The organism is Rathayibacter sp. PhB186, assembly GCF_003751825.1.
Classification (GTDB): Bacteria; Actinomycetota; Actinomycetes; order Actinomycetales; family Microbacteriaceae; genus Rathayibacter; species Rathayibacter festucae.
Genome location: NZ_RJKO01000001.1, coordinates 397,721 through 422,145 on the forward strand (window position 1 = coordinate 397,721; position 24,425 = coordinate 422,145).

A 24,425-nucleotide genomic window follows, 5' to 3' on the forward strand; every position below is an offset into this window, starting at 1 on the left:
GGTCCGTCCGCTACGCAGTCAGGGAGACGGCGGTCCAGGAGACCGGGGGCAGCGTCAGCGTCAGCACGCCGTCCGCCAGGTCGGCGTCGACGGGCTTGAGGCCGACGCGGTTCTGGTCGTCCTTGGTGTTCTTCGCGTAGACGTCCTCGTCGAAGATCCCGACGGCCTCAGCGACGGTCGTGACGCCGAGGCCGCTGACGTCGACGGTCACCTCGAGCGCCTCCGTCGTCGAGCGGTTCACCAGGAACACGGCCGCGCGGCCGTCGTCGAGGGTGGCGACGGAGTCGACCAGCGGCGCGTCGCCGTGGCGCGCGGTGGAGTACGAGCCGACCTCGATCCGGGGCCGCAGCACCGAGCCCGAGGCGAGGCGCGCGGTGGTGGAGAACGGGAAGAACGTGGTCTGGCGCCACGCGGCTCCGCCCGGCTCGGTCATGATCGGCGCGATGACGTTGACGAGCTGCGCGAGCGACGCCGAGGTGACCCGGTCGGAGTTCTTCAGCAGCGTGATCATCAGGTTGCCGAGCACGACGGCGTCGGCGACGGAGTAGACGTCCTCGAGCAGGCGCGGCGCGTAGGCCCACTCGCGGGTGCTCTGGTCGCCCTCGGCGTCCGCCTTCTCCTTCTCGGTCCATTCCTGGAGGTACCAGACGTTCCACTCGTCGAAGGAGAGCTTGATGTCCTTGGTCTTGCGGAGCTTGTGCTTGACGTGGTCGACGGTGGCCGCGACGGTCGCGATGAAGTACTCCATCTCGACGGAGGAGGCGAGGAAAGACCCGAGGTCGCCGTCGTACTCCTGGTAGTAGGCGTGGCAGGAGACGTACTCGACGTCGTCGTACGCGTGCTCGAGGACCACCCGCTCCCATTCGCCGAAGGTCGGCATCGACGAGCCGGACGAGCCGCAGATCACGAGCTCGAGGGACGGGTCGGCGATCTTGAGGGCCTTGGCGGTGCGGGAGGCGAGCTTGCCGTAGTCGTCGGCGTTCATGTGGCCGACCTGCCAGGGGCCGTCCATCTCGTTGCCCAGGCACCACATGCGGATATCGTGCGGCTCCGGCGACCCGTTCGCGATCCGCTGGTCCGCGAGGAACGTGCCGGCCTTCCCGTTGGCGTACTCGAGGACGTCCAGGGCCTCGAGGACCCCGCGGGTGCCGAGGTTGACGGCGTACATGATCTCGCTGCCGGTGAGCTTGGCCCACTTCGCGAAATCGTCCAGGCCCACCTCGTTGGTCTCGAGGGAGTGCCAGGCCAGGTCGCGGCGACGCGGGCGGTCCTCGCGGGGTCCGACGCCGTCCTCCCAGCGGTAGCCGGAGACGAAGTTCCCGCCCGGGTAGCGGACCGTGGTCGAGCCGAGCTCCTTGACCAGCTCGACGACGTCCAGGCGGAAGCCGTCCTCGTTCGCGGTCGGGTGCCCGGGCTCGTAGATCCCGTCGTACACGCAGCGGCCCAGGTGCTCGACGAACGAGCCGAACAGCCGCGGATTCACGGGAGCGACGACCGCGGCCGGGTCGAGGAAGACGCGCGCGGTCGCGGCGGCGGGGGAGGAGGTGGCGGAGGAGTCGGTCATTCGGGGCCCTTCCGAGGCGTCGGCGGGCTCCGGCCGGGCCGGACGGGGTGATCGTCGGCGATCGCCGCCCGCTGTTTCTAACGTTGTACCGTCGATGGTGCTGGCGCGAGCCGCGGGTGTCAAGGCCGCTGCTCCCCGCCGCCGCCCAGTCGTGCTGTGCTCCACTAGGCGGGTGCCCGCCTCCGACGCCTGCTCCGCCCTCGCCGACCGCGTCGACGCCCTCGCCGCCACCTCGCCCCGCCCCCGCGTCCTGATCGCCGCGGTCGCGCGCGAGGTCGCCGGAATCCGGCCCTGGCCGCTCGGGCTGATCGACCTCGCCTCCGGCGGCAGCAACCGGATCCGCGGCCGCGGCTTCGCCCAGCCCTACGACGACGACACCCGCGGCCAGGCCCGGCACTTCGCCGGGGTGGCCGGCGCGACGCTGCGCCTCGGCGGCCCGATCGCGCACCTCCTGATGCGCACGGCCGGCGGCGATCACCGCGGCACCGCGGACGACCGCCTGACCGGGCGCGCGGTCGAGTGGAGCCGGCTGCTGCGGCGCGGCGAGCTGCCGGTCGCCGAGGCCGGCGACTGGATCCGTCGGGAGATCTGCGCCTGCTGACGCGGCGCGGGCGACCTCGCGCCTCGTGAGCGCCCCCGTTCCTCCCTGCATCCCCCGTCCCTCCTCCCAGCGCCGCGCACCCGGGGCCGTCGGCGCCCCCGTGCCAGGCTGGTGACGACGAGAGGGGACGCGATGGACGCGCGCGAGCACGAGGTCCGCCGGCGGATGGACGCCCACGAGCTGTACGTCGACGCCGGCGAGGGCCTCGAGGCGCTCGAGGAGGAGCGGATCCGCGGCAAGGAGCTCGCCCACGCCTACAACGCGACCGGCCCCCGCGAGGTCGACGAGCGCCGGCGCCTGCTGCACGAGCTGTTCGAGGCGGTCGGCGAGGGCGCCTGGGTCGAGCCGCCGCTGCACGTCGCCTACGGCAACCGGGTCCGCCTGGGTGCGGACGTCTACGTGAACTTCGGGCTGACGCTGGTCGACGACGTCGAGGTCGTCATCGGCGACCGGGTGATGATCGCGCCGAACGTCACGATCAGCACCACCGGGCACCCCGTGCATCCGGAGCTGCGCCGCGACGGCACGCAGTTCTCGGCGCCGGTCGTGATCGAGGACGACGTCTGGATCGGCGCGGGCGCGATCCTGCTGCCCGGCGTGGTGATCGGCGCGGGCTCCGTGGTGGCGGCCGGCGCGGTCGTCACGGCGAGCGTGCCGCCCATGGTGGTCGCGGGCGGCGTCCCGGCGCGGGTGCTGCGGCCGATCGGCGACGAGGACCGCTCCTGGGAGTGGCGGGCGCCGCGCACGCTCGGCTGATCCCGGGACGCGGGCCGACCGGCGAGGGCGTCGGACCCGGCCGGTAGGCTCCGCGGGTGACACGCACCCGACTGGTCCTGCTCGACGTCGACGGCACGCTCCTGGACGAGGGGGTCGTCGCGCCGTCGGTGCGCGAGGCGATCACCGGCGCCCGGAGCAACGGCCATCTCGTCCTCGTCGCGACCGGCCGCTCGCGCCCCGAGATCCCGCAGCAGGTCCTCGACCTCGGCTTCGACGGGGTCGTCTCGGCGGCCGGCGGCTTCGTCGAGCTCGACGGCGTCCTGCTCGAGTCGCGGACGATGGCGCCCGAGGACGTCGAGGCGATCGCCGGCTTCTTCGAGGCGCACCGGATCGCCTACTCGCTGCAGTCGTACGACGACGTCTTCACGAGCGGCGGGGTGGGCGGCGGCTACGGCACCGTCCCGACCGAGGGCATCGCCAAGGCGACCTTCTTCGGCGAGGACGGCACCGCCTTCGCCCTCGTCCGCGAGGGCCTCGGCGACCGCTTCCACGTGATCACCGGGACGATCCCGTCCCTCGGCGACGCCGGCGGCGAGGTCAGCGTCCGCGGCGTCGACAAGGGCAGTGCGCTGGTGCGCCTGGCCGAGCGCCTCGGCCACCCGCTGGCCGACACGATGGCGATCGGCGACAGCTCGAACGACGTCGAGATGCTGGCCGCAGCGGGCCTGGGCATCGCGATGGGGAACGCCTCCGCCGCGGCCCTCGCCGCCGCCGACGAGGTCACCGCCTCCGTGCGCGAGGACGGCGTCCTGGCGGCGTTCCGGCGGCACGGCCTGCTCTGACGCCGTCCGCGCCGCCGCCGCGGATCAGGTGTACCAGCTCGGCTCCGGCACCTCGTTGAGCAGCGTGTAGACGCCGACCTCGCGGCGCTTGTACGGCAGCGGATCGTGCAGCGAGTGCGTCCGCAGATTGCGCCAGTAGAGGTCGAGGCCGACCGAGCTCGAGGAGGCCCGTGCGCCGGTCAGCTCGAAGACGCGGGTGGCCGCGGCGAGGCCGTCCTCGACGATCCGCGCCTTCGCCGCCGCGATCCGCACGGCGATCTCGCCGCGGCGGCGCGGGGTCAGCTCCTCGCGCGGCGCGTGCAGCGCGGCCGAGAGGGCGGCGCCGGTCGCGTCGATCAGCGCCTCGTCGGCCCAGAGGCGCGACTGCAGGTCGCCGTAGCCCTCGAGGATGTACCACTCCTCGCTCGCGCGGGCCTTGTCGTCGCCGCCGTACGGCCACGCCCGCGTCGACTCGCGGGTGTACTGCGCCGCCCGCTCGAGTGCGCCCTGCGCGATGCCGAGGTAGAACTCGGCGAACACCTGCTGGATCGTCGGCACGTTGAGGGTGTTGTAGACCAGCGGCTGGAACACCCGGTCGACGAAGCCCGCCGCCGCGGCCCACGGCACCCGCACGCCGCGGATCTCGACCGAGCCCGACTCGGTGAGGCGCTGCCCGAGGCTGTTCCAGTCGCGGCCGAAGACGATGCCGTCCTGCGCGGTCGGCACGATCGCGAAGACGTGGGTGTCCGTCCCCTCGAGGACGCCCTCGAGCACGGTCAGGTCGCTGACGACTCCGCCGGTCGAGAACGACTTCCGGCCGGTGAAGACCAGCTCGTCGCCCTCCTCGCGGACCGTGAGATCGGAGTCGCGCGGGTTCACCGCGCCGCCGTAGAGGAGGTTCCCCTCGGTCGCCTGCTGCTCGACGGCCGCGATCTGCTCGGGCGTGCCGACCAGCCGGGCCGCCCAGGCCCAGAGGTAGTGGTAGCCGAGCAGCTGGCCGATCGAGCCGTCGGCGCGAGCGATCGTGCGGATCACGCGGAGGGCGACGCTCCACTCCTGGCCGCCGCCGCCGTGCTCGAGCGGGCCGAGCAGGGTGACCAGGCCCGCGCTCTTCAGCAGGGCGACCTCGGCGACGGGCGCGGCGCCGGCGCGGTCGCGCTCGAGCGCGTCGACGGCGAGGACCGCGGCGGTCTCCTCGGCGCGGGCGAGCCACTCACCAGGAGTGGCGGGGCGCGGGGAGCGGGCCCAGCGATCGGTCGGGGGCGGGCTGTCGAGCGGGAGTCGGCTGTCGAGCGTCGGGGTCGAGACGGTGCTGCTCACGGTGGTTCCTTCCGGTGCGGGCGATCGCGGCGGAGGCGGCGATCGCGGGGTGCTGCGGCGACTGTGGCACCCGCAGCGGGTGCCCTGCCGGAATGCGACGACCCGTGACCGCGTGTGACTCCGCGCGACGCGACCCGGGCGACTCCTCGCGACGCAGGTACTCCGCAGTGACTTTGACAATCGTTATCAATAGTCGCTACCGTGTCAGCATCCCGACCGCCCCGCTCCAGACCCAGATCGGCTCACCCGTGAAGACCCGCTCCCTCGCCCTCGTCGCGCTGCTCGGCAGCACCGCGCTCGCCCTCTCGGCGTGCTCCGGCACGGCCTCCTCGACCGGCGCCTCCGCCGACAGCGGGAAGGTCGCCGTCGTCGCGTCGACCGACGTCTACGGCGACCTGGTCCGCAGCATCGGCGGCGACCTGGTCGATGTCACGAGCATCATCGACAGCCCGGACAAGGACCCGCACGAGTACGAGGCGACGGCCCGCGACCAGCTCGCCCTCTCGAACGCGGCGCTCGTGATCGAGAACGGCGGCGGCTACGACTCCTTCGTCGACACCATGATCGACGCGTCCGGCTCCACCGCCCCCGTGATCACCGCCACCGTCGTCGCCGGGCTCGAGGAGGAGCACGACCACGAGGACGAGGCCGCCGACGCCGGTCACGACGAGGCCGGGCACGAGCACGCCGAGTACAACGAGCACGTCTGGTACGACCTGTCCGCGGTCCGGGAGACGGTCACGTCGATCGCCGACGAGCTGTCCACGATCGACGCGGACAACGCCGCGACCTACGCCGCGAACGCCGAGACCCTCGGCGGCTCCCTCGACGCCCTGATCGACCGCGAGGCGGAGCTGAAGGGCACGCTCAGCGGCCGCTCGATCGCCATCACCGAGCCCGTCCCGCTCTACCTGACCGACGCGCTCGGGCTCGTCAACGCGACTCCGGAGGCGTTCAGCGAGGCGGTCGAGGAGGGCACCGACGTCCCCGCGACCACCCTGCAGGAGACGCTCGCCCTCTTCTCCGACGGCACCGTCGACGCGCTCGTCTTCAACGAGCAGACCGAGAGCTCGCAGACCCAGGCCGTGCTCGACGCGGCGGAGGCGGCCGGCGTCGCGACCGTCGGCGTCACCGAGACGCTGCCCGAGGGCGACGATTACGTCGGCTGGATGACCGCCAACCTCGACGCCCTCGAGGGAGCTCTCTCGTCGTGACGCCACCCTCCTCGACCCCACCCGGTCCGTCGTCAGCGCCCGCCTCCTCGGAGGCGGGCCTTTCGGCGTCCGTGCTGCAGCTGCGCGGCGCCGGTCTGCGCTTCGGCGACCGCGAGCTCTGGGGCGGCGTCGACCTCGACGTGCGGGCCGGCGAGTTCGTCGCGGTGCTCGGCGCCAACGGCTCCGGCAAGACCAGCCTCCTCCGCGCGGTCCTCGGCCAGCAGCCGCTCAGCAGCGGCGAGCTGCGCGTCCTCGGCGAGCCGGTGCACCGCGGCAACCGCCGCATCGGCTACATCCCGCAGCAGAAGCTCGCCGACGAGGGGACCCCGCTGCGCGCCCGCGACCTGATCGGCCTCGGCATCGACGGCCACCGCTTCGGCCTGCCGCTGCCCTCGCGCTCGCGTCGCGCGCAGGTCGACGCCCTGCTCGCCTCCGTCGGCGCCACCGACTACGCCGACGCGCCGATCGGCAGCCTCTCCGGCGGCGAGCAGCAGCGCGCCCGGGTCGGCCAGGCCCTCGCCGGCGACCCGGCCCTGCTGCTCTGCGACGAGCCGCTGATCGCCCTCGACCTCGCGCACCAGCGCGCCGTGAGCGAGCTGATCGACCGGCACCGGCGCGAGCGGAACCTCGGAGTGCTCTTCGTCACCCACGACGTGAACCCGGTGCTCGGGATGGTCGACCGGGTGCTCTACCTGGCCGGCGGCCGCTTCCGGATCGGCACCCCCGACGAGGTGCTGCGCTCCGAGGTGCTCAGCGAGCTCTACGACGCGCCGGTCGACGTGATCCGCGCGCGCGGCCGCGTCATCGTGGTCGGCGCCCCCGACCACTCGCACGTGCACGAGCACGAGGAGGAGCGCGCATGACCGACGACGTCTGGTCGCAGATCTTCGACTTCTCCGACTACGGCGCGCTGCTCGCGCTGCTGCTGAACTCCGTGATCGCGGGCGCCGTGCTCGGCGTCGTCGGCGGGCTGATCGGCGTCTTCGTGATGTCGCGGGACATGGCCTTCGCCGTGCACGGGATCAGCGAGCTGTCCTTCGCGGGCGCCTCGGCCGGGCTGCTGCTCGGCGTCGGCGTCGTGCAGGGCTCGATCGTCGGCTCGCTGGTCGCGGCGCTCCTGATCGGGCTGCTCGGCTCGCGCGCGCGCGACCGCAACTCGATCATCGCCGTGCTGATGCCGTTCGGCCTGGGCCTCGGGATCCTCTGCCTCGCGCTCTACCCGGGACGCAGCGCCAACAAGTTCGGCCTGCTCACCGGGCAGATCGTCGCGGTCGACGACCCGCAGCTGGGCTGGCTGATCGCCATCTCGATCGTCGTCGTGATCGGGCTCGCGCTGATCTGGCGCCCGCTGACCTTCGCGAGCGTCGACGCCGACGTGGCGGCCGCGCGCGGCATCCCGACCCGGGCGCTCTCGATCGTGTTCATGCTGCTGCTCGGCCTCGCCGTGGCGGTGTCGGTGCAGATCGTCGGCTCGCTGCTGGTGCTCGCGATCCTGGTCACCCCCGCGGCGGCAGCGCTGCGGATCTCCGCGTCGCCGGTGCTCGTGCCGCTGCTCAGTGTGCTCTTCGCGGTCGGTGCGCTGGTGGGCGGGATCCTGCTCGCGCTCGGCGGATCGGTGCCGATCAGCCCGTATGTGACCACGATCTCGTTCACGATCTACGTCGTCTGCCGGATCATCGGCCGCAAGGGCGTGCGGCGGCCCTCGCGCCGGCACGCGCCGGCCGCGGTCGGGGCGGGGGTATAGCGTGGCGCGGGTCGTGAAACGGGAAGGCGGACCGGTGGTCAAGCGGAACACGTGGCAGCGCGAGGCCGTGCGCGAGGCGCTCACCCAGCGCGAGGACTTCGTCAGCGCCCAGGGGCTGCACAGCGCCCTGCACGCCTCGGGCTCGCCGATCGGCCTGGCGACGGTCTACCGCGCCCTGTCCGACCTCGCGGTCGAGGGCGAGGCCGACTCGCTGCAGTCGCCGGACGGCGAGAGCCTCTACCGCGCCTGCACGCCGGGCACGCACCACCACCACCTGATCTGCCGGCGCTGCGGGCTGACCGTCGAGATCGCGGCTGACGCGGTGGAGACCTGGGCGCACAGCGTCGCGGCGCAGAACGGCTTCACCGATGCGCACCACGTCGTGGACGTCTTCGGGCTGTGCGCGGAATGCACGCGGGCGGTCGCGGCGGCGGAGTGACGGCCGCGGGCCGCGTGCTCGAAGGCTCGGGTGCGGCTCAGGCCGGCAGGAAGATCCCGGCCGCCCGGTCCTTGACGACGGCGCCGGCCGGCAGCACCCGCCCGCTCATCGCGAGGTAGACGCCCGGCGGCAGCAGCTGCACCGCCGCGACGGCCGCGCCGAGGTTGAAGGCGGCGTCGCTGTCGCGCATCCGCGCGGGCTGCATCGCGCCGGTCAGCACGACGACCCGGTCGCGGACGGCGCCGAGCGCCTCGGCCGTCAGGGTCATCGTGTCGGTGCCGTGGGTGAGGACGATGCGGTCCTCCTCGGCCGAGAGCACGCGCTCGCGGATCAGCGCGCGATCGGCGTCGTCGAGGTCGAGGCTGTCCTTCCGCAGGACCTCCTCGACACGGAACTCGAGCGTCGACAGCACGGGCTCGAGCAGGCGCGGGATCGTCGGCGCCCCGATCTCGAGCTCGCCCGCGAGCGAGTACTCCTTGTCGATGGTTCCGCCGGTGGTGAGGACGAGGATGCGGTCTGACACCCGATCAGACTAGGCCGGGCCTCCGACACGGCACATCCGTGCGGTTCGGGCGCTGCCGGGCACTCCGGCCCGCTCGATCGGGAACGATGGGGGGATGGCCTCCTCCACCCCGTCCCTGATCCGCACCGGCGCCAAGGTCCTCCTCGGCTCCGCCCTCGTCTTCGCCGGCGTCAGCCACCTGACCCGCGCGCGCGAGGAGTTCCAGGCGCAGGTGCCGGAGTGGGTGCCGCTGGACAAGGACACGGTCGTGCTCGCGTCCGGTGTCGTGGAGATCGGCCTCGGGGCCTCGCTGGTGCTCGCGCGCCGCCGGTCGCCGCTGGTCGGCGCGGCGGCGGCCGCCTTCTTCACCGCGATCTTCCCGGGCAACGTCTCGCAGTACGTCACGAAGACCAGCGCGTTCGGCCTCGATACCGACCGCAAGCGCGCCGTCCGGCTGGTCTTCCAGCCGCTGCTGGTGGCCTGGGCGCTCTGGTCCACGCGCCGGCCGCAGCGCTGATCGGCGCTGATCCTGCAGAACATCGGCTGAGAGCACGTCTCATCGCCGATGGCCGATGACGCGGCCTCTCAGCTGATGTTCTGCTCGCCGTCCGGCTCCAGCAGCGGCGCCAGCAGCTCCTCGATCGCTCGCCGGGCCCCGTCCGCGTCGCCCGCGGCGATCGACTCGACCAGCAGCGCGTGCTCGCGGGCGTGCCGGTCCTCCTCGCCCACGACGTCGTCCTGCAGCACCGTCTCGAAGAGGCCCGTCAGCCCGTCGTAGAGCTCGAGGAAGAGCGCGTTGTGGGTGGCGGCGACGACCGCGCGGTGGAGCGCGGTGTCGGTCGCGGTCCGCTCGGCGAGGTCGCCGCCCGTCCAGGAGCGGGTGCGGGCGGCGAGCAGCGCCTGCAGCGCCTCGACGTCCTCCGCGGTCCGCCGCTCGGCCGCGAGGGCCGCGGTCGCCCCGTCGATCGCGAAGCGCAGCTCCAGGCCGTCCCGCCGTTCGGCGCTGGGCAGTCGCCTCCGGAGCGACGTGGTGAGCTGCGAGCGCGCGATCACGAAGGTGCCGCGCCCCTGCTCCCGCCGCACCAGCCCCGACTGCACGAGCGTCTGCACGGCCTCGCGCACGGAGTTCCGCCCCGCGCCGCTCCAGCGCACCAGCTCCGGCTCCGTCGGGATCCGCGCGCCGACGGCCCAGCGGCCGGAGCGGATCTCCTCGTGGAAGAGCGCCGTGACGTGGTCGATGACGCTCTCGCGGCGGAACGGCTCCGGTGCGCGGAGGTCGACCGATCGGGGCTCCGGCGCGCTAGGCTCGGCGGGATTCATCCCATCATCCTACCCAGGGCAGGCCGCCATGACGTCCACCGTCGTCACCCCGCAGAGGACCGCGCTCCTCGCACTCGCCGCGATCGTGATGACGGCGCTCAACCTCCGGACGGCCGTCACCGGCTTCAGCCCGCTGCTCGAGACGATCGGCGCCGACCTCGGCTTCGGCCCCTCGCTCTACGGCGCGTTCGGCACCGTCGTCACCGCCTCCTTCGCGGTCTTCGGAGTCGTCGCCGCCGGGGCCGCGCGCCGCTTCGGCCTCGAGCGCACCCTCGCCGTCGCCACGCTGGTGACCACCGCGGGCGTCGTGCTCCGTGCGCTCAGCCCGAGCCCGCTCGCGCTGGTGCTCTCCTCCGTCGTCGCCTTCGCCGGAGTGGGCACCTCGAACGTCCTGATCGTCCCGATCGTGAAGCGCTACTTCGCCGACCGGCTGAAGACCATCAGCTCGCTCTACCTCGCGCTGCTCCAGACCGGCCAGTTCGTCGCCCCGCTGGTCGCCGTCCCGCTCGCCTCGGCCCTCGACTGGCGCTTCGCCGTCGGCGTCTGGGCGGCGCTGACCGCCGTCGCCTGCCTGCTCTGGGCGGCGCTCGCCCGGCGCGGCGAGGCCGGCGCCGCCGCGGCCGCCGCGCCCACCCGGCTCGCCGGCGCCTGGCGCACCCGCCTGCTCTGGGCGATGGTGCTGATGCTCGGGATGACTGCGCTGAACACCTACGCGATCATCACCTGGCTCCCGACGATCCTCGTCGACGCCGGCGCGGACCCGGCCCAGGGCGGAGCGCTGCTCGCCCTCTTCTCGATCTTCGGCCTCGGCGCGGCCTTCGTCGTCCCGCCGCTGACCCTCGGGATGCGGAACCCCTCGATCGTGGTCGTCGTCTGCGTCGCGCTGCTCGCCGTCGGCTACGTCGGCCTGATGATCGCGCCGCTGGCCGGCGCCGTCGCCTGGGTGGTCTGCCTGGGCCTGGGTGTCAGCACCTTCCCGATGACGCTCACCCTCGTGAACGCCAGGACCCGCAGCACGGCCGGCTCCTCGGTGCTCTCCGGAGCCACGCAGGGCCTCGGCTACGCGCTCGCCTGCGCCGGGCCACTGCTGATCGGCCTGCTCTACGAGGCCCAGGGGAGCTGGACCGGCTCGTACGTCTTCCTGCTGGCGAGCCTCGTGGTGCTGCTGCTCAGCGGACTCGCGGCGAGCCGGCCGCGCTTCCTCGAGGACGAGGCCGCGGCGCGCTGACCTCCGCGAGCTCCACCTCCGCCGGCTCGACCTCCACCAGCTCCAGCGCCGTGATCACCCGGCTCAGCCCGAAGCGCCAGGCGCTCTCGACGTCCCCGCCGAGGGTGAACGCCCCGTTGATCTCCATCCCGATGAAGCCGGTGCTCCATGCGGTGAGGGTGCGCGCGGCCTCGAGCGCGTGCTTCTCGCCCGCGAGCCGGGCGGCGACGCGGAGGACGGAGGCGCTCGCCGCGTCCCGGAACTCCTGCCGGGCCACCGGCGTCCCGGGTGCCGGCGCCATCACCAGGAGGAAGGCGGCGGGCCGCTCGCGGCCGAACGCGCGGAAGGCGCCGGCGAGCTCGGCGGCGTCCTCGATCGGCTCGACGCGCGCGGCGAGCTCGCCCAGCGTCGCCTCGGCGACCAGGCGCAGCAGGGGGTCGCGGCCCTCGACCCGCTTGTAGAGGGAGGGGGCGCGCACGCCGACGCGCTGCGCGACGGCCTGCATCGTCACGCCGGCGAGCCCCTCCTCCTCCAGGATCTCGGCGGCGGCGCGGACGATCGCGTCGAGAGAGGTGCGCTCGGGAGTAGGCATGCCTCCACTATAGCTATTGACAGTAGCCATGATGGCTAGCTACCGTAGCCATCATGGAACTCGCCCCCCACCTCCGCCGCATCGGCTCGGACATCGTCGCCGCCTACCTCGTCCACACGCCCGAGGGCGTGACCCTCATCGACGCCGGCCTGCCCCGGCTCTGGCCCGAGCTGCTCGCCGAGCTGGCGGCGATCGGCTGCTCCGTCGACGACGTCAAGGGAGTCGTGCTCACCCACGGCGACTCCGACCACATCGGCTTCGCCGAGCGGCTCCGGCGCAAGCACGGCGTGCCCGTCTTCGTGCACGAGGCCGACGCCGAGCGTGCGAAGGGCGGGAAGAAGCCCGCGAACGGGAAGCAGTCGATGAAGTTCGGTGCTCTCGTCGGCTTCCTCGGCTACTTCCTGCGCAAGGGCGGCGCGCGCGTGCCCCCGCTGACCGAGGTCGTGACGGTGCGGGACGGCGAGACGCTCGACCTCCCGGGTGCTCCGCGGATCATCGGGCTGCCCGGCCATTCCGCCGGCAGCATCGCGGTGCACGTGCCGATCGCGGACGCCGTGTTCGTCGGCGACGGCCTCACGACGCGCCACGTGCTGACCGGCGCGACCGGGCCGGCTCCCGCGCCCTTCACCGACGAGCCGGAGCAGGCGCTCGCCTCGCTGCAGCGCCTGCTGCCGACCGGCGCCACCTGGGTGCTGCCCGGCCACGGCGCGCCGTGGGGCGGGGGAGTGGCGGCCGCGGTCGCGGCCGCGACCCGCGCCTAAGCGGAGCGCGCGGGGGAGTCCTGCGCCTCCTGCGGCTCCTGCGCCTCGCGGTCGAAGCGGCTCCGGCTGAAGACCTGGTCCGCGGTGGTGAGCGCGAGGCCGATGACGCCGGCGAGCTCGCCGAGGTCGGAGGTGTGGATGGTGAGGGAGCGCGTCGCCAGCGGGTGCGTGCGCAGGTAGACGCGCTCGCGCAGGCCCGACATCAGCACCTCGCCGCAGTCGCCGAGCTGGCCGGACACGACGATGGTGCGCGGGTTGAGGATGTTGACGAGGTCGGCGACCGCCTCGCCGAGGACCCGTCCGGCCCGGTGCACCGCCTGGGTCGCCCGCATGTCGCCGCGGAGGACGCGCGCGGTCACGTCGGCGACGTGGGTGATCGACGGGTCGTGCACCGAGAGGTCGCGCACGAGCGCCCAGCCGCTCGCGTAGGCCTCCACGCAGCCGGAGTTGCCGCACCGGCAGGGCAGCGGGTCGTCGTCGACGGTGTCGGCGACCGCGCGGGTGTGGCCGATGTCCCCGGCCGCGCCGACGGCGCCGCGGATCGTCGCGCCGTTGAAGACGAGACCCGCCCCGATGCCGGTGCCGAGCTTGAGGCTGATCAGATTGTCGGAGCCGTGGTGCCGGGACTCGGCCAGCGCACGCGCGTTCGCGTCGTTCTCGATGACGACCTGGACCCCGCCGTAGGGCTGGGCGAAGAAGCCGGCGATGTCGAAGTCGTCCCAGCCGGTCATGATCGGCGGGTTGCGCACCCGCCCGGCGGCGAACTCCACCGGCCCGGGGACCCCGATGCCGATGCCGGCGACCGCGTCGCCGAGGCGGAGGCGCTCGAAGGCCTCGAGGACCTGTGCGAGGACCTTCTCGGGCCCCTCCCACACGTCGATGACCGCGCTCTCGTGCCGCAGCGGCGTCCCGCGCAGGTCGCACGCGGCGACGACGAAGCCGCTCGCGCCGATGTCGGCGGTGAGGAGGACGGTGCCGCGCAGATTCACCGCGAACATGCTCGAGGGCCGACCGCCCGTCGACTCCCCGCCCGAGGTCGGGACGATCAGGCCGAGCTCGACGAGGGTGGCGAGACGCTGGTTGACGGTCGACCGGGAGAGGCCGGTCTGCTCCATCACCGCGTTGCGCGAGATCTCGCCCTGCTCGCGGAACAGGGCGAGGACGTCCGCCACGTGCGATCCCGTCTCACCGGTCGGATATGCCGTCATCCCGCCCCCATCGTCAGGGTCAGCGTACATCGCCGTCGATGGAAAGCAGGAAGTCGGCTGACTTTCGTGTTGCGGTAAAGCGAAAGGGGCGCTAGTTTTCACACATCGGCACGCAGTGGTGCCCTGATCTTCAAGGATGACGATGTCTTCAAAGATGAACCGCTCGACGGCCGCCCGCCGACTCCTCCCCGTCCTCGCACCGGTCGGCGCCCTCGCTCTCCTGCTCACCGGCTGCGCCTCCTCCGGCTCCGGGGACGCCGCCTCCGGCGGCGGCTCGGCCAAGGTCGCCGCAGTGATCAAGGGCCTCGACAACCCCTTCTTCCAGGCGATGGAGAACGGGATCGAGGCCACCGCGAAGGACGACGGCGTGGACGTCTCGGTCCAGGCCGCCGCCGACATCGGCGACACCACCGGTCAGGCGGACAAGCTGACCACCGTGGCCGGCCAGGACTTCGGCTGCATCATCGTCAACCCGATCAGCGGCACCAACCTCGTGCAGGCCCTCGCCTCGGCGACCGGCAAGACGATCGTCAACATCGACAGCCCGCTCGACCCGGACGCCGTGAAGGCGGCGAACCTCGACGTCACCACCTACATCGGCACCGACAACGAGGCCGCGGGCGGCAAGGCCGGCGACCTCCTCGTCGACCAGCTGCCGGCCGGCTCGAAGGTCGCCGTCATCGGCGGCATCTCCGGCGACGTCACCAGCGCCGCCCGCGTCGACGGCTTCACCGCCGCCATCGGCTCGGACCTCACCGTCGTGCAGGAGGCCGCCGCCGACTGGAAGCGCGAGATCGCGCTGACCAAGGCGACCGACATCCTCGCCGCGAACCCCGACGTCACGGCGTTCTTCGCCGCGAACGACGACATGGGCCTCGGCATCGTCAAGGCCGTGGAGAACGCGGGCCTCACCGGCACCGTGAAGGTCGTCAGCGTCGACGGGAACGAGGACGCCCTGCAGTCCGTGAAGGACGGCGGGCTGACCGCGACGGTGGCGCAGTACCCCTACGCGATCGGCCAGCTCGGCGTGCAGGCGTGCGAGGCGGTGCAGGGCGGCGAGAGCATCCCCGCCGAGATCGAGTCGCCCACCGCGCTCGTCACCTCCGACACCGCCGACCAGGCGCTCGCGGCGTTCCCCGCCCCGTTCGAGGAGTTCGACAACCCGCTGGCCGACCTCGTCCCCAGCGACTAGCCCGACGCGCACCAGCCCGACGCCACCCAGCCCGACGCCACCCGGCCCGACGCGCCCTCCGCGACCCAGGAAGCGACCATGACCACAGTCCCCGCCCGTTCCCCCAGCCCGATCAGCGCTGCGCCGCTGCTCGCGAACCTCCGCCAGCTCAGCTTCTGGGCCGAGAACGCCGCTCCCATCGGGCTCGTCGCCCTGGTGATCGTGTTCTCGATCGCGACGCCGACCTTCCTCAGCCTCGGCAACATCAAGGCGATGCTCGTCGCCGCGGCGATCCTGGTGATCCTGTCGATCGGCCAGTCGTTCGTCATCACGACCGGCGGCATCGACCTGTCGATCTCGGCGACGATGACGGTCGGCGCGGTCGGCTTCGGCCTCGCCTGGAGCGGGGGCTGGGGCTTCTGGCTCTCGGCGCTGGCGGCCCTGCTCTTCGCCGGCGTGATCGGCGTGATCAACGGCCTCCTCATCGCCCGTGGCAAGGTCACCGACTTCATCGCGACCCTCGGCACGCTGTCGGTGGCGACGGGACTCGCGCTCATCGCCTCCGACGGCAAGCCGATCACCGTCGGCAGCCCCGAGCTGCTGACGCTGACCACCGGCTCGATCGGGATCATCGGCTACCCGATCATCCTCGCCGCGGTCATCGGAGTCGTGGCCTGGGTGGTCATGTTCCGCACCCGCTTCGGCCTGCACGTGCAGGCGGTCGGCGGCAACGAGGAGAGCGCTGTCGCGAACGGCATCAAGGCCGGCCGGGTGCGCATCGCGGTGTACATCATCGCGGCGGTCCTCGCCGGCATCGGCTCGCTGCTCCTGGTCGCCCGCGTCGGCGCCGCGGAGCCCGCGATCAACACGCAGTACCTGCTCAACTCGATCGCGGCCGTCGTGCTCGGCGGCGTGAGCCTCACCGGAGGCAAGGCCAAGATCGTCGGCCCGATCATCGGTGCGTTCCTGCTCACCGCGCTGACGAACGGCCTGACCCTGCTCGGCGTCTCGCAGTTCTACCAGCCCCTCGCCGTCGGCCTGGTCGTCGTGCTCGCCGCCCTCATCACCCGCTACCAGAAGAAGTGAGCCCCGCCATGACCAGCGACCTCCTGCTCGAGGCGACCGACATCAAGAAGTCCTTCGGCGGCGTCCACGCGCTCAAGGGCGCGTCGATCTCGATGCGCCGCGGCGAGATCACCGCCCTGATCGGCGACAACGGCGCCGGCAAGTCGACGCTCGTCCGCTGCCTCTCCGGCGTGCACCCCGCCGACTCCGGCACCATCGTGCTCGACGGCGACGTCGTCCACTTCACCTCGCCGCTCGGCGCTCGCGACGGCGGGATCGAGACGGTGCACCAGACCCTCGCGCTCGTGGAGGACCTGGCCGTCTGGCAGAACTTCTTCCTCGGCCGCGAGCTCACCAAGGGCGTGCCCGGCCTGCGGTTCCTCGATCGGGCGCAGATGAAGCGGACCGCCCAGGAGCTGCTCGGCGATCTGGCCGTCAACGTCCCGCCGGTGACCAGCAAGGTCCGCCGCCTCTCCGGCGGCCAGCGCCAGGCCGTCGCCATCGCCCGCGCCGCCGGGTGGGGCAGCAAGATCGTGATCATGGACGAGCCGACCGCGGCGCTCGGCGTGCAGGAGACGGCCCGGGTCGAGAAGATCATCCTCAAGCTCCGCGACGCCGGCGTCGCCGTGCTGCTCATCAGCCACAACTTCGACCAGGTCATGCGGCTCAGCGACCAGGTCTGGGTGATGCGCGCGGGTCTGGCGGTCGCCGGGCGCCGCACCGCCGAGACCAGCGGCGACGAGCTCGTCTCGCTGATCACCGGCGCGAAGGCCGCCTGATGCGGCCCTCGCTCGTGCACCGCGGGAGCCCGGCGCACTCCTCGCCGCTGGGCGTGCACGCCGGCCTGCTGACCGGTGACTGGACCAGGGAGTCGGGCCGGCGCGCGATCGCCGCGGCCGCCGCGATCGGCTTCGACCTGATCGAGATCCCCGCGCCCGGCGACCCCGCCGCCGCCGCGTGGACCGAGGCTCTGCTCGACGAGCACGGGATCGACGCCGTCGTCTCGCTGGCGCTCGACGCCGACTCCGACATCACCGCCGCCGACGCGGCGGTCTCCGCCCGCGGCGAGGAGCGCCTCCTCGACGCCGTGCGCTTCGCGGAGGCGATCGGCGCCCGGTACGTCGGCGGCGTCACGTACTCGGCCATGCGCAAGTACGAGCACGCGGCCGACGCCGCGGCGCGGGAGCGCTCGCTCGCGGTGCTGCGGAGGGTCGCCGCGGCGGCCGCGCCGTCGGGCATCGCGCTCGGAGCGGAGTACGTGAACCGCTACGAGAGCAATCTGCTGAACACGGCGGCGCAGACGGTCGCCTTCCTCGACGAGCTCGGCGCTCCGAACGTGCTGCTGCACCTCGACACCTTCCACGCGCACGTCGAGGAGGTCGACCTGGCGAGCGCGGTCCGGGACGCGGGCGGCGCCCTCGGCTACTTGCACGCCTCCGAGAACCACCGCGGCGAGCTGGGCACCGGCAGCACCGACTGGACCGGACTCGTCGCCGCGCTCACCGCCTCCGGGTACCGCGGCCCGCTCACGCTCGAGAGCTTCTCGCCGCGGATCCAGCCGACCGCGTCCGCCGAGGCGATGGGCCTCTGGCGCGAGCTCTGGCACGACCCGGTCGCCCTCGCGACCTCGGGCCACGCGTTCCTCGCTGGCCTGCTCGACACCTCGCGGTCCGCCGCGGCCTGACGCCGCGACCCGACCCCCCGACCTCTCGATCCCGACCTCTCGATCTCGACCTCTCGATCTCGACCTCTCGACCCTTCGACCGAACCAGGAGTACCACCATGCCCACGAACCCCCTCGGAGTGCACGCCCTCGTCTTCGCCGGCGGCACCACGCCCGCCGAAGTGACGAGCACGATCGAGCAGACGAAGGCCGCCGGATTCGACCTGCTGGAGCTCTCGCTGCACGACGTCGAGAACCTCGACACCGCCTCCGCCCGCGCCGCCCTCGAGGCGAACGACCTCGGCATCGTCTGCTCGCGCGGCCTCGCGTTCTCGGCCGACGTCTCCAGCGACGACCCGGAGGTGGTGGCCCGCGGCGCGAAGCTGCTCGCCGACTCTCTCGAGACCACCCACGCGCTCGGGGGCACGCACTTCACCGGCGCGCTCTACAGTGCGCTCGGCAAGTACAGCGCGCCGCTGTCGACCGCGGGCCGCGCCAATGTGGTCTCGGTGCTGACGGACCTCGCCGCGGAGGCCGCAGGCAAGGGCATGACCCTCGGTCTCGAGATCTGCAACCGCTACGAGACCAACGTCATCAACACCGCCGCCGAGGCGCTGCGGCTCGCCGACGACATCGGCGCCGACAACGTCCTGATCCACCTCGACACGTACCACATGAACATCGAGGAGGACGACTTCTTCCGCCCGGTGCTGCTCGTCGGCGACCGCCTCGGCTACGTGCACATCGGCGAGAACCACCGCGGCTACCTCGGCAGCGGGCACCTCGACTTCACCAGCTTCTTCCACGCCCTGGCGGCCATCGACTACCGCGGGCCGATCACCTTCGAGTCCTTCTCCTCGGCCGTCGTCTCGCCGACGCTCTCGAACGACCTCGCCGTCTGGCGGAACCTCTGGAACGACGGCCCCGCCCTCGCCCGGCACGCGCACGCGTTCCTCGTCAACGCGCTCGAGGGCACCCGTGGCGACGCCTGACCTCGACGAGCTGGCCCGCCGGGCGCTCGCGCTCCGCAGGTCCGGCCGGCGAGCGGTCCTCGCCCTCGCGGGCAGCCCTGGCGCGGGCAAGACCACTCTCGCCCGGGCCGTGGTCGCCCGCGCGAACGAGCTGGCGGGGGAGGGGACCGCGGCCTTCGTGCCGATGGACGGCTTCCACCTGGCGAACGCGATGCTCGACCAGCTGGGCCGGCACGGGCGCAAGGGTGCCGTCGACACCTTCGACGGCTGGGGCTTCCTCGCCCTGGTGCGGCGGCTGCGCGCCGAGACCGACCACGTGGTCTACGCGCCGGCGTTCGAGCGCACGGTCGACGAGGGCGTGGCGGGCTCGCTCGCCGTCCGGCCCGAGGCGACGCTGGTGGTGGTCGAGGGCAACTACCTGCTGGTGGACGACGGGCCCTGGGCGCTGCTGCGCGCGGAGTTCGACGAGGCCTGGTTCTGCGCGACCCCCGAGTCGGAGCGCTTCGAGCGGCTGGTCGACCGGCACGTGTCCTTCGGCCGCGCTCCGGAGGCGGCGTCGGCCTGGGCGGCGGACGTCGACGGCGCGAACGCCGTCCTGATCGAGGCGACCCGCGATCGGGCGGATCTCGTCGTCTCGGGCACGGCGGCGGGGGTGCTGCCGGCGGTCCCGAGCGCCTAGGACGCCGGCACCAGGTTCCAGCGCGCCGTCAGCAGCTCGACGCCCTTGTCGAACGTCGTCGACCACGCCGTCGCGTCGTGCGCGCTGTCCGGCACCTCGAGGTAGGTGGTGTCCATCCCGGCGGCCTGCGCGGCGGCGTGCAGGGTCTGCACTCCGGCGAGGAACGAGGTGTCGTTCGCGCCGACGCCGAAGACCGCGAACGAGTCCTTGTAGGGCGCGTTCTTCGCGAGGATCGCCGCGGGCTTGGCCGCCTCGTACGCCGCCGCGTCGCCGCCGAAGCCCTGCTGGATGGTGGTCGCGTCGTCGCCGAGCGTCGGGGCGAGCTCGCCGGACGCGTCGACGATGTTGCCGAAGAGCTGCGGGTAGCCGGCGCCGAGCTGGATCGCGCAGGTGCCGCCCTGCGAGAGGCCGCCGATCGCCCAGTCGTGCGCGTCGCCGAGGACCGGCAGGTTGGCGCGGATCCAGTTCGGCACGTCGACGGTGAGGTAGGTCGCGGACTTCCCGAGCGGCGAGTCGACGCACATCGGGTTCGCCGTCGGGTCGCCGAGCTGGTCGGGCGAGACCACGATCGGCGCGAGCCCGGCGTGCGCGGCCGCGTAGGTGTCCAGGGTCTGCTGCAGGTGCTCGACGGCGAGCGGGTCGGACGGCGAGCCCGGCTGGCCGGAGAGCATCACCATCACGGGCAGCAGCGGCGGGTTCTCGGTCAGCGCGGCCGGCGGGAGGTAGACGACGGCGTCGCGAGCGGGGAAGCCGGACTGCGTCGCGGGGATCGCCACGTTCGTGACGCTGCCCGCGGTCGGCATGCCCGCCGGGGCGGTCCAGGTGTCGAGCGAGGCGTGGTCGCCGGCGGGTGTCGCGATCGGCTCGGCCACCGTCGGGTAGGCGCTGATGCCGAGGAGGCTGCGGACGGTGGGGTACTGGCCGAAGTCGATGTTGACGGTCATCGCCGCGGTCGCCACGACGAGGACCCCGACGAGCGCCGAGGCCAGCACCCGCCGTCTGCGCCGGTGCGCGAGGGCGTGGCCGAGGGCGAGCAGCGCCACGGCGAGTCCGCCCAGGCCGAGCCCGATCCAGACGCGGGTGACGGGCGTGAAGTCGACGCCGAAGGGGCCGCCGGTGCCGCCGAGCAGACCGCCGAGCGCCCAGCCGACCAGCAGGCCGAGGAGCAGGACGGCCGCTGCGAGCGCCAGGCGGCGGCGGCGGCCGCGGCGGGCCGAGCGCGCGAAGGCGAGGACCAGCAGGAGCAGCGCGAGACCCGAGACCGCGTAGACGGCGATCACCACCGGACCGGAGACGAGGCTGAGCCCGAGGAGTGTGTTCATGGGGTCGATCCGGTCGTCGAGGGGCGGGGTCGCGCGGGGCGCGGCGGCGGTCAGTCTGGCGCCGACGTCTGGGTGCGGTCTGGATGATCGCTGGACGGATCGAGAGGCGGGCGGGGCTCCTCCCCAGGCGCTCGTTCTGCGATGCTCCCACCGACCGGGCGCAACCCCGCGCGGCGCGCCTCCGCTGCCGCCTACCGTGGAGTTGCAGCAAGCCGCCTCCGGCGCCCTCACGAAGGAGCTCGACCATGACGCAGAACCCCCGCACCCCCGCCTCCGGAGCCCGCGCATGAGCCGCGGCGTCGCCGTCGTCACCGGTGGCACCGCCGGTCTCGGCCGCGCCACCGTCCGCGAGCTGGCCTCGCGCGGCTGGGACGTCGCCGTGCTCGCCCGCGGCGAGGACGGACTCGCGGCCACGCTGGCCGAGATCGAGCAGGCCGGCCGCCGCGGTCTGACCATCCCGACCGACGTCGCCGACCGCGAGGCGGTCGAGTCGGCGGCCGACCGCATCGAGGCCGAGCTCGGGCCGATCGAGCTCTGGGTCAACGACGCGATGGTCGGCGTCTTCGGCGAATTCCTCTCGACCGACCCGGCCGACTTCGAGCGCGCCGTCGCGGTCAACTTCTTCGGCTTCGTCAACGGCACCCGCGCGGCGCTCTCGCGGATGACCCCGCGCGGCCGCGGCCACGTCATCCAGGTCGGCTCCGCGCTCGCGCACCGCGGCATTCCGCTCCAGGCCGCGTACTGCGCCTCGAAGTTCGGCGCCCGCGGCTTCACCGAGGCGGTCACCGCCGAGCTCCTGCACTCCAAGAGCAGGATCAAGCTGTCCGAGGTCGACATGCCCGCGCTCAACACCATCCAGTTCAACTGGGTGAAGTCGCAGCTGCCGCACCACCCGCAGCCGGTGCCGCCGATCTACGAGCCCGAGGTCGGCGCGATCGCGATCGCCGACGTCGCCGACAAGCCGCGCCGCCGCACCTGGGTCGGCGAGCCGACGGCCGGCACCATCCTTGGCGACCGCTTCGCCGGCGCCTTCATGGACTGGTACCTGGCCCGCAGCGCCTTCGACGGACAGCAGGCGCCGGACAAGAAGGAGCCGATGCTGCCGAACAACGTCTACGAGCCGGTCCCCGGCGACCACGGCGCCCGCGGCCTCTTCAGCGACCGCGCGCACACGATGACGCCGCAGATCTGGATGATCCGCCACCGCGCGGCGAGCTACGCCGGTGCGGCCGTGCTCGGCGCGGCCGGCCTGGTCGGCGCGGTCGCGGCCCTGCGGAGGAAGTGACGTGGTCGACGTCGTCGTCGTCGGGTCCGGCCCCAACGGGCTCTCCGCCGCGGTCACCCTCGCCCGTGCCGGGCTCTCTGTCGCGGTCTACGAGCGCAACGAGACCCTGGGCGGCGGCGCCCGGACCGCCGAGCTGACGCTGCCCGGCTTCCACCACGACATCGGCTCGGCCGTGCACCCGATGGCGCTCGCCTCCGGGTTCTTCCGCCGGTTCCAGCTCGACCGGCGGATCGACCTGCGGCTGCCCGAGATCTCCTACGCGCACCCGCTCGACGGCGGCCGCTCGGGCATCGCCTACCGCGACCTCGAGCGGACCGCCGCGGCGCTGGGGCGCGACGGTGCGGCGTGGCGCTCCCTGATGGGTCCGCTCGCGGAGCGCGCCGACCGCGTCGCGGGCTTCACGAACGACGCCCTGCTGAAGATCCCGACCGACCCCTCGGTGCTGCTCCGCTTCGGCCTGCGCGTGCTCGAGCAGGGGTCGCCGCTCTGGAACGCGCGGTTCCGCGAGGAGGTCGCGCCCGCCATGTTCGCGGGGGTCGCCGCGCACGCCATCCGGCCGATGCCGAGTCTGTCCACGGCCGCCGCGGCGCTCGCGCTCGGCTCCTACGCGCACGCGCGCGGCTGGCCGGTGCCGGTCGGCGGCAGCCAGGCGATCGTCGACGCGATGGCGGACGACCTGCGCGCCCACGGCGGCACGATCGAGACCGGAGTGGAGATCACCTCGCTCTCGCAGCTGCCGAGCGCACGCGCCGTGCTGCTCGATCTCACGCCGAGGGCGCTCCTCGCGCTCGCCGGCGACCGCCTGCCCGGCCCGTACGCGTCGGCGCTGGCGATGTTCCGCTACGGCAACGGCGTCGCCAAGGTCGACTTCGCGCTCGACGGACCCGTGCCCTGGACGGACCCGGAGCTCGCCGGGGCCGGCACCCTGCACGTCGGCGGCACCCGCGCCGAGATCGCCGCGGCCGAGCGCGACGTCGTCCAGGGCCGGCACAGCGAGAACCCGTACGTGCTGGTCTCGCAGCCCTCCGTGCTGGACCCGACCCGCGCGCCGGAGGGCAAGCAGGTCCTCTGGGCGTACACGCACGTGCCGCGCGACTCGCCGGCGCACCAGCGCGAGGCGATCACCGCGCAGATCGAGCGCTTCGCCCCGGGCTTCCGCGACCGCGTCCTCGCCGTGTCCTCGATGACGGCCCGCGACATGCAGGCCTGGAATCCCAACTACATCGGCGGCGACATCGCGGCCGGAGCGGCGAGCGTCGCGCAGCTGCTCTCGCGGCCGATCCCCTCCTCCGACCCGTGGCGCACGCCCGCGAAGGGGCTCTACCTCTGCTCGTCCTCGACGCCGCCCGGCCCGGGCGTGCACGGGATGGCCGGCTGGCACGCCGCCCGCAGCGCGCTCCGGCACGAGTTCGGGATCCGGCGGGCGCCCGATCTGTCGCCCTCACCCGATCGGACCCGCTCGTCCGATCTGGCACCCTGAGGGTCGGGCGGCACGACCCGCCCGACCCCGCCCTCACGACTAGGAGCCCGCGATGTCCCGCAACACCCGCGTCTTCCACTGCCCGCCCGAGTCCGTCTTCGCCGTCTTCGCGTCCGGCTGTCTCTTCCCCTCGTGGGTCGTCGGCTCGTCCCGGATGCGCCGGGTCGGCCGCGACTGGCCGCACGTCGGCTCGAAGCTGCACCACTCCTTCGGCGTCTGGCCGCTGGTGATCGACGACGAGACGACGGTCCTGGAGTGGGACCCGTCGAGCCGCTTCATCATCCAGGCGGCCGGCTGGCCGATGGGCGAGGCGCGCGTCCGCCTCGAGGTGGAGCCGCACCGCGACGGCTGCAGGGTCCGCATCCACGAGACGGCGGTGAAGGGCCCGGGCACGCTCATCCCGAAGCCGCTGCTGCACTCGTTCCTCTGGGTGCGCAACATCGAGACCCTGCGCCGGCTCGCGCACATGGCGGAGGCGGGCGCCAACGGCCGCACCCTGCCGCCGGCGGCGCTGGCCTCGCCGAAGGACCGCGCGGGGCTCGACTCGCCGAAGCACGTCCTGCCGCGGCTGCTCGGAACCGTCGCCTCGATCGCCGTCGGCTCCCTCGCCCTGCGGGCTGCCCTGGCCGTCGCGCGCCGCGCCCGGAGCTAGCGAGAGGCACCGGCATCATGATTCTCCGACCTTCGCGGAGTGCCGCTCCACCGCCGGACCTCCGAGCCGCTCAGCCGCGCTCACCGTGTCGAAGGCTCACTGCGCACGGTGGTATTCCGGTGGTTTT

At 73.3% G+C, this 24,425-nt stretch carries 26 protein-coding genes; 19 read left to right on the forward strand and 7 right to left on the reverse strand.

The annotated features are described in order from the left end of the window. Positions 1–10 precede the first annotated feature (10 nt). Positions 11–1,564 (reverse strand): alpha-N-arabinofuranosidase, encoded by a 1,554-nt coding sequence (locus EDF45_RS01760; protein WP_123734745.1) that lies wholly within the window; start codon positions 1,562–1,564, stop codon positions 11–13. A gap of 172 nt (positions 1,565–1,736) precedes the next feature. Between EDF45_RS01760 and EDF45_RS01765 the strand changes: the two genes are divergently transcribed. The 3 genes from EDF45_RS01765 to EDF45_RS01775 all read left to right on the forward strand — a co-directional run bounded on the left by EDF45_RS01765 (position 1,737) and on the right by EDF45_RS01775 (position 3,724). Beyond that, positions 1,737–2,165: a hypothetical protein gene (locus EDF45_RS01765; protein ID WP_123734746.1), complete on the forward strand. Its 429-nt coding sequence runs from the start codon at positions 1,737–1,739 to the stop codon at positions 2,163–2,165. Between the two features lie 132 nt (positions 2,166–2,297). Beyond that, positions 2,298–2,921 carry a DapH/DapD/GlmU-related protein gene (locus EDF45_RS01770; protein ID WP_123734747.1) on the forward strand — a complete coding sequence of 208 codons (624 nt, stop codon included), beginning with the start codon at positions 2,298–2,300 and terminating at the stop codon, positions 2,919–2,921. 56 nt (positions 2,922–2,977) lie between these two features. After that, on the forward strand, positions 2,978–3,724 hold the full coding sequence (locus tag EDF45_RS01775) for an HAD hydrolase family protein (RefSeq protein WP_123701422.1): 747 nt from the start codon (positions 2,978–2,980) through the stop codon (positions 3,722–3,724). A 24-nt stretch (positions 3,725–3,748) separates the two neighbouring features. On the opposite strand, the gene EDF45_RS01780 is transcribed toward EDF45_RS01775, so the two are convergent. Then, positions 3,749–5,023 carry an acyl-CoA dehydrogenase family protein gene (locus EDF45_RS01780; protein WP_123734748.1) on the reverse strand — a complete coding sequence of 425 codons (1,275 nt, stop codon included), beginning with the start codon at positions 5,021–5,023 and terminating at the stop codon, positions 3,749–3,751. A gap of 248 nt (positions 5,024–5,271) precedes the next feature. On the opposite strand from EDF45_RS01780, the gene EDF45_RS01785 reads away from it, so the two are divergent. From EDF45_RS01785 to EDF45_RS01800, 4 genes are all read left to right on the forward strand, one after another. Then, a complete protein-coding gene (locus tag EDF45_RS01785; protein ID WP_260311734.1) occupies positions 5,272–6,237 on the forward strand; it encodes a metal ABC transporter solute-binding protein, Zn/Mn family in 966 nt (321 codons plus the stop codon). Positions 6,238–6,308: 71 nt separating this feature from the next. Then, on the forward strand, positions 6,309–7,100 hold the full coding sequence (locus EDF45_RS01790; protein WP_260311938.1) for a metal ABC transporter ATP-binding protein: 792 nt from the start codon (positions 6,309–6,311) through the stop codon (positions 7,098–7,100). Beyond that, positions 7,097–7,981 (forward strand): metal ABC transporter permease, encoded by an 885-nt coding sequence (locus tag EDF45_RS01795; RefSeq protein ID WP_123734751.1) that lies wholly within the window; start codon positions 7,097–7,099, stop codon positions 7,979–7,981. The genes EDF45_RS01790 and EDF45_RS01795 overlap by 4 nt, the downstream gene beginning before the upstream one ends. A 34-nt stretch (positions 7,982–8,015) precedes the next feature. Continuing rightward, the gene (locus tag EDF45_RS01800) at positions 8,016–8,420 is read left to right on the forward strand and encodes a Fur family transcriptional regulator (RefSeq protein ID WP_123734752.1); all 405 of its coding nucleotides are present in this window, start codon (positions 8,016–8,018) and stop codon (positions 8,418–8,420) included. A 37-nt stretch (positions 8,421–8,457) separates the two neighbouring features. On the opposite strand, the gene EDF45_RS01805 is transcribed toward EDF45_RS01800, so the two are convergent. Next, positions 8,458–8,943 carry an asparaginase domain-containing protein gene (locus tag EDF45_RS01805; RefSeq protein WP_123444686.1) on the reverse strand — a complete coding sequence of 162 codons (486 nt, stop codon included), beginning with the start codon at positions 8,941–8,943 and terminating at the stop codon, positions 8,458–8,460. 94 nt (positions 8,944–9,037) lie between these two features. Between EDF45_RS01805 and EDF45_RS01810 the strand changes: the two genes are divergently transcribed. Continuing rightward, a complete protein-coding gene (locus tag EDF45_RS01810) occupies positions 9,038–9,439 on the forward strand; it encodes a hypothetical protein (RefSeq protein WP_123734753.1) in 402 nt (133 codons plus the stop codon). A gap of 68 nt (positions 9,440–9,507) precedes the next feature. Here EDF45_RS01810 and EDF45_RS01815 read toward each other — a convergent pair whose 3' ends face one another. Next, the gene (locus EDF45_RS01815) at positions 9,508–10,242 is read right to left on the reverse strand and encodes a FadR/GntR family transcriptional regulator (protein ID WP_123734754.1); all 735 of its coding nucleotides are present in this window, start codon (positions 10,240–10,242) and stop codon (positions 9,508–9,510) included. Between the two features lie 28 nt (positions 10,243–10,270). On the opposite strand from EDF45_RS01815, the gene EDF45_RS01820 reads away from it, so the two are divergent. Further along, complete coding sequence (locus EDF45_RS01820; protein WP_123734755.1) at positions 10,271–11,470, forward strand: MFS transporter; 1,200 nt, start codon at positions 10,271–10,273, stop codon at positions 11,468–11,470. Here the strand turns inward: EDF45_RS01820 and EDF45_RS01825 are convergent. Further along, on the reverse strand, positions 11,412–12,041 hold the full coding sequence (locus EDF45_RS01825; RefSeq protein ID WP_123734756.1) for a TetR/AcrR family transcriptional regulator: 630 nt from the start codon (positions 12,039–12,041) through the stop codon (positions 11,412–11,414). The two genes, EDF45_RS01820 and EDF45_RS01825, sit on opposite strands and share 59 nt — an antisense overlap. Before the next feature lie 53 nt (positions 12,042–12,094). Between EDF45_RS01825 and EDF45_RS01830 the strand changes: the two genes are divergently transcribed. Beyond that, the gene (locus EDF45_RS01830) at positions 12,095–12,802 is read left to right on the forward strand and encodes an MBL fold metallo-hydrolase (protein WP_123734757.1); all 708 of its coding nucleotides are present in this window, start codon (positions 12,095–12,097) and stop codon (positions 12,800–12,802) included. Here EDF45_RS01830 and EDF45_RS01835 read toward each other — a convergent pair. Continuing rightward, positions 12,799–14,010 (reverse strand): ROK family transcriptional regulator, encoded by a 1,212-nt coding sequence (locus tag EDF45_RS01835; RefSeq protein ID WP_165908974.1) that lies wholly within the window; start codon positions 14,008–14,010, stop codon positions 12,799–12,801. The genes EDF45_RS01830 and EDF45_RS01835 overlap by 4 nt on opposite strands. Before the next feature lie 142 nt (positions 14,011–14,152). On the opposite strand from EDF45_RS01835, the gene EDF45_RS01840 reads away from it, so the two are divergent. From EDF45_RS01840 to EDF45_RS01865, 6 genes are all read left to right on the forward strand, one after another. Next, positions 14,153–15,202, forward strand: a complete 1,050-nt coding sequence (locus EDF45_RS01840) for a substrate-binding domain-containing protein (RefSeq protein WP_221181072.1) — start codon at positions 14,153–14,155, stop codon at positions 15,200–15,202. A 78-nt stretch (positions 15,203–15,280) separates the two neighbouring features. Then, on the forward strand, positions 15,281–16,267 hold the full coding sequence (locus tag EDF45_RS01845; protein WP_123701444.1) for an ABC transporter permease: 987 nt from the start codon (positions 15,281–15,283) through the stop codon (positions 16,265–16,267). A gap of 8 nt (positions 16,268–16,275) precedes the next feature. Further along, a complete protein-coding gene (locus EDF45_RS01850) occupies positions 16,276–17,025 on the forward strand; it encodes an ATP-binding cassette domain-containing protein (protein ID WP_123701445.1) in 750 nt (249 codons plus the stop codon). Next, entirely contained in the window at positions 17,025–17,930 is a 906-nt protein-coding gene (locus EDF45_RS01855) for a sugar phosphate isomerase/epimerase (RefSeq protein WP_123734759.1), read from the forward strand. The genes EDF45_RS01850 and EDF45_RS01855 overlap by 1 nt, the downstream gene beginning before the upstream one ends. A gap of 98 nt (positions 17,931–18,028) precedes the next feature. Beyond that, the gene (locus tag EDF45_RS01860) at positions 18,029–18,901 is read left to right on the forward strand and encodes a sugar phosphate isomerase/epimerase (protein ID WP_123701449.1); all 873 of its coding nucleotides are present in this window, start codon (positions 18,029–18,031) and stop codon (positions 18,899–18,901) included. Beyond that, positions 18,888–19,559, forward strand: coding sequence for a nucleoside/nucleotide kinase family protein (locus EDF45_RS01865; protein ID WP_123734760.1), 672 nt, complete (start codon positions 18,888–18,890; stop codon positions 19,557–19,559). Before EDF45_RS01860 ends, EDF45_RS01865 begins: the two co-directional genes overlap by 14 nt. On the opposite strand, the gene EDF45_RS01870 is transcribed toward EDF45_RS01865, so the two are convergent. After that, a complete protein-coding gene (locus EDF45_RS01870) occupies positions 19,556–20,881 on the reverse strand; it encodes an esterase family protein (protein ID WP_123734761.1) in 1,326 nt (441 codons plus the stop codon). The two genes, EDF45_RS01865 and EDF45_RS01870, sit on opposite strands and share 4 nt — an antisense overlap. Before the next feature lie 286 nt (positions 20,882–21,167). Between EDF45_RS01870 and EDF45_RS01875 the strand changes: the two genes are divergently transcribed. Genes EDF45_RS01875 through EDF45_RS01885 form a run of 3 tightly spaced genes read left to right on the forward strand, consistent with a single transcriptional unit; the run spans position 21,168 to position 24,298 of the window. Then, on the forward strand, positions 21,168–22,166 hold the full coding sequence (locus EDF45_RS01875) for an SDR family oxidoreductase (protein WP_123734762.1): 999 nt from the start codon (positions 21,168–21,170) through the stop codon (positions 22,164–22,166). 1 nt (position 22,167) lies between these two features. Beyond that, on the forward strand, positions 22,168–23,646 hold the full coding sequence (locus tag EDF45_RS01880) for an NAD(P)/FAD-dependent oxidoreductase (RefSeq protein ID WP_123734763.1): 1,479 nt from the start codon (positions 22,168–22,170) through the stop codon (positions 23,644–23,646). 52 nt (positions 23,647–23,698) lie between these two features. Beyond that, on the forward strand, positions 23,699–24,298 hold the full coding sequence (locus EDF45_RS01885) for an SRPBCC family protein (RefSeq protein WP_123734764.1): 600 nt from the start codon (positions 23,699–23,701) through the stop codon (positions 24,296–24,298). Positions 24,299–24,425: the final 127 nt, after the last annotated feature.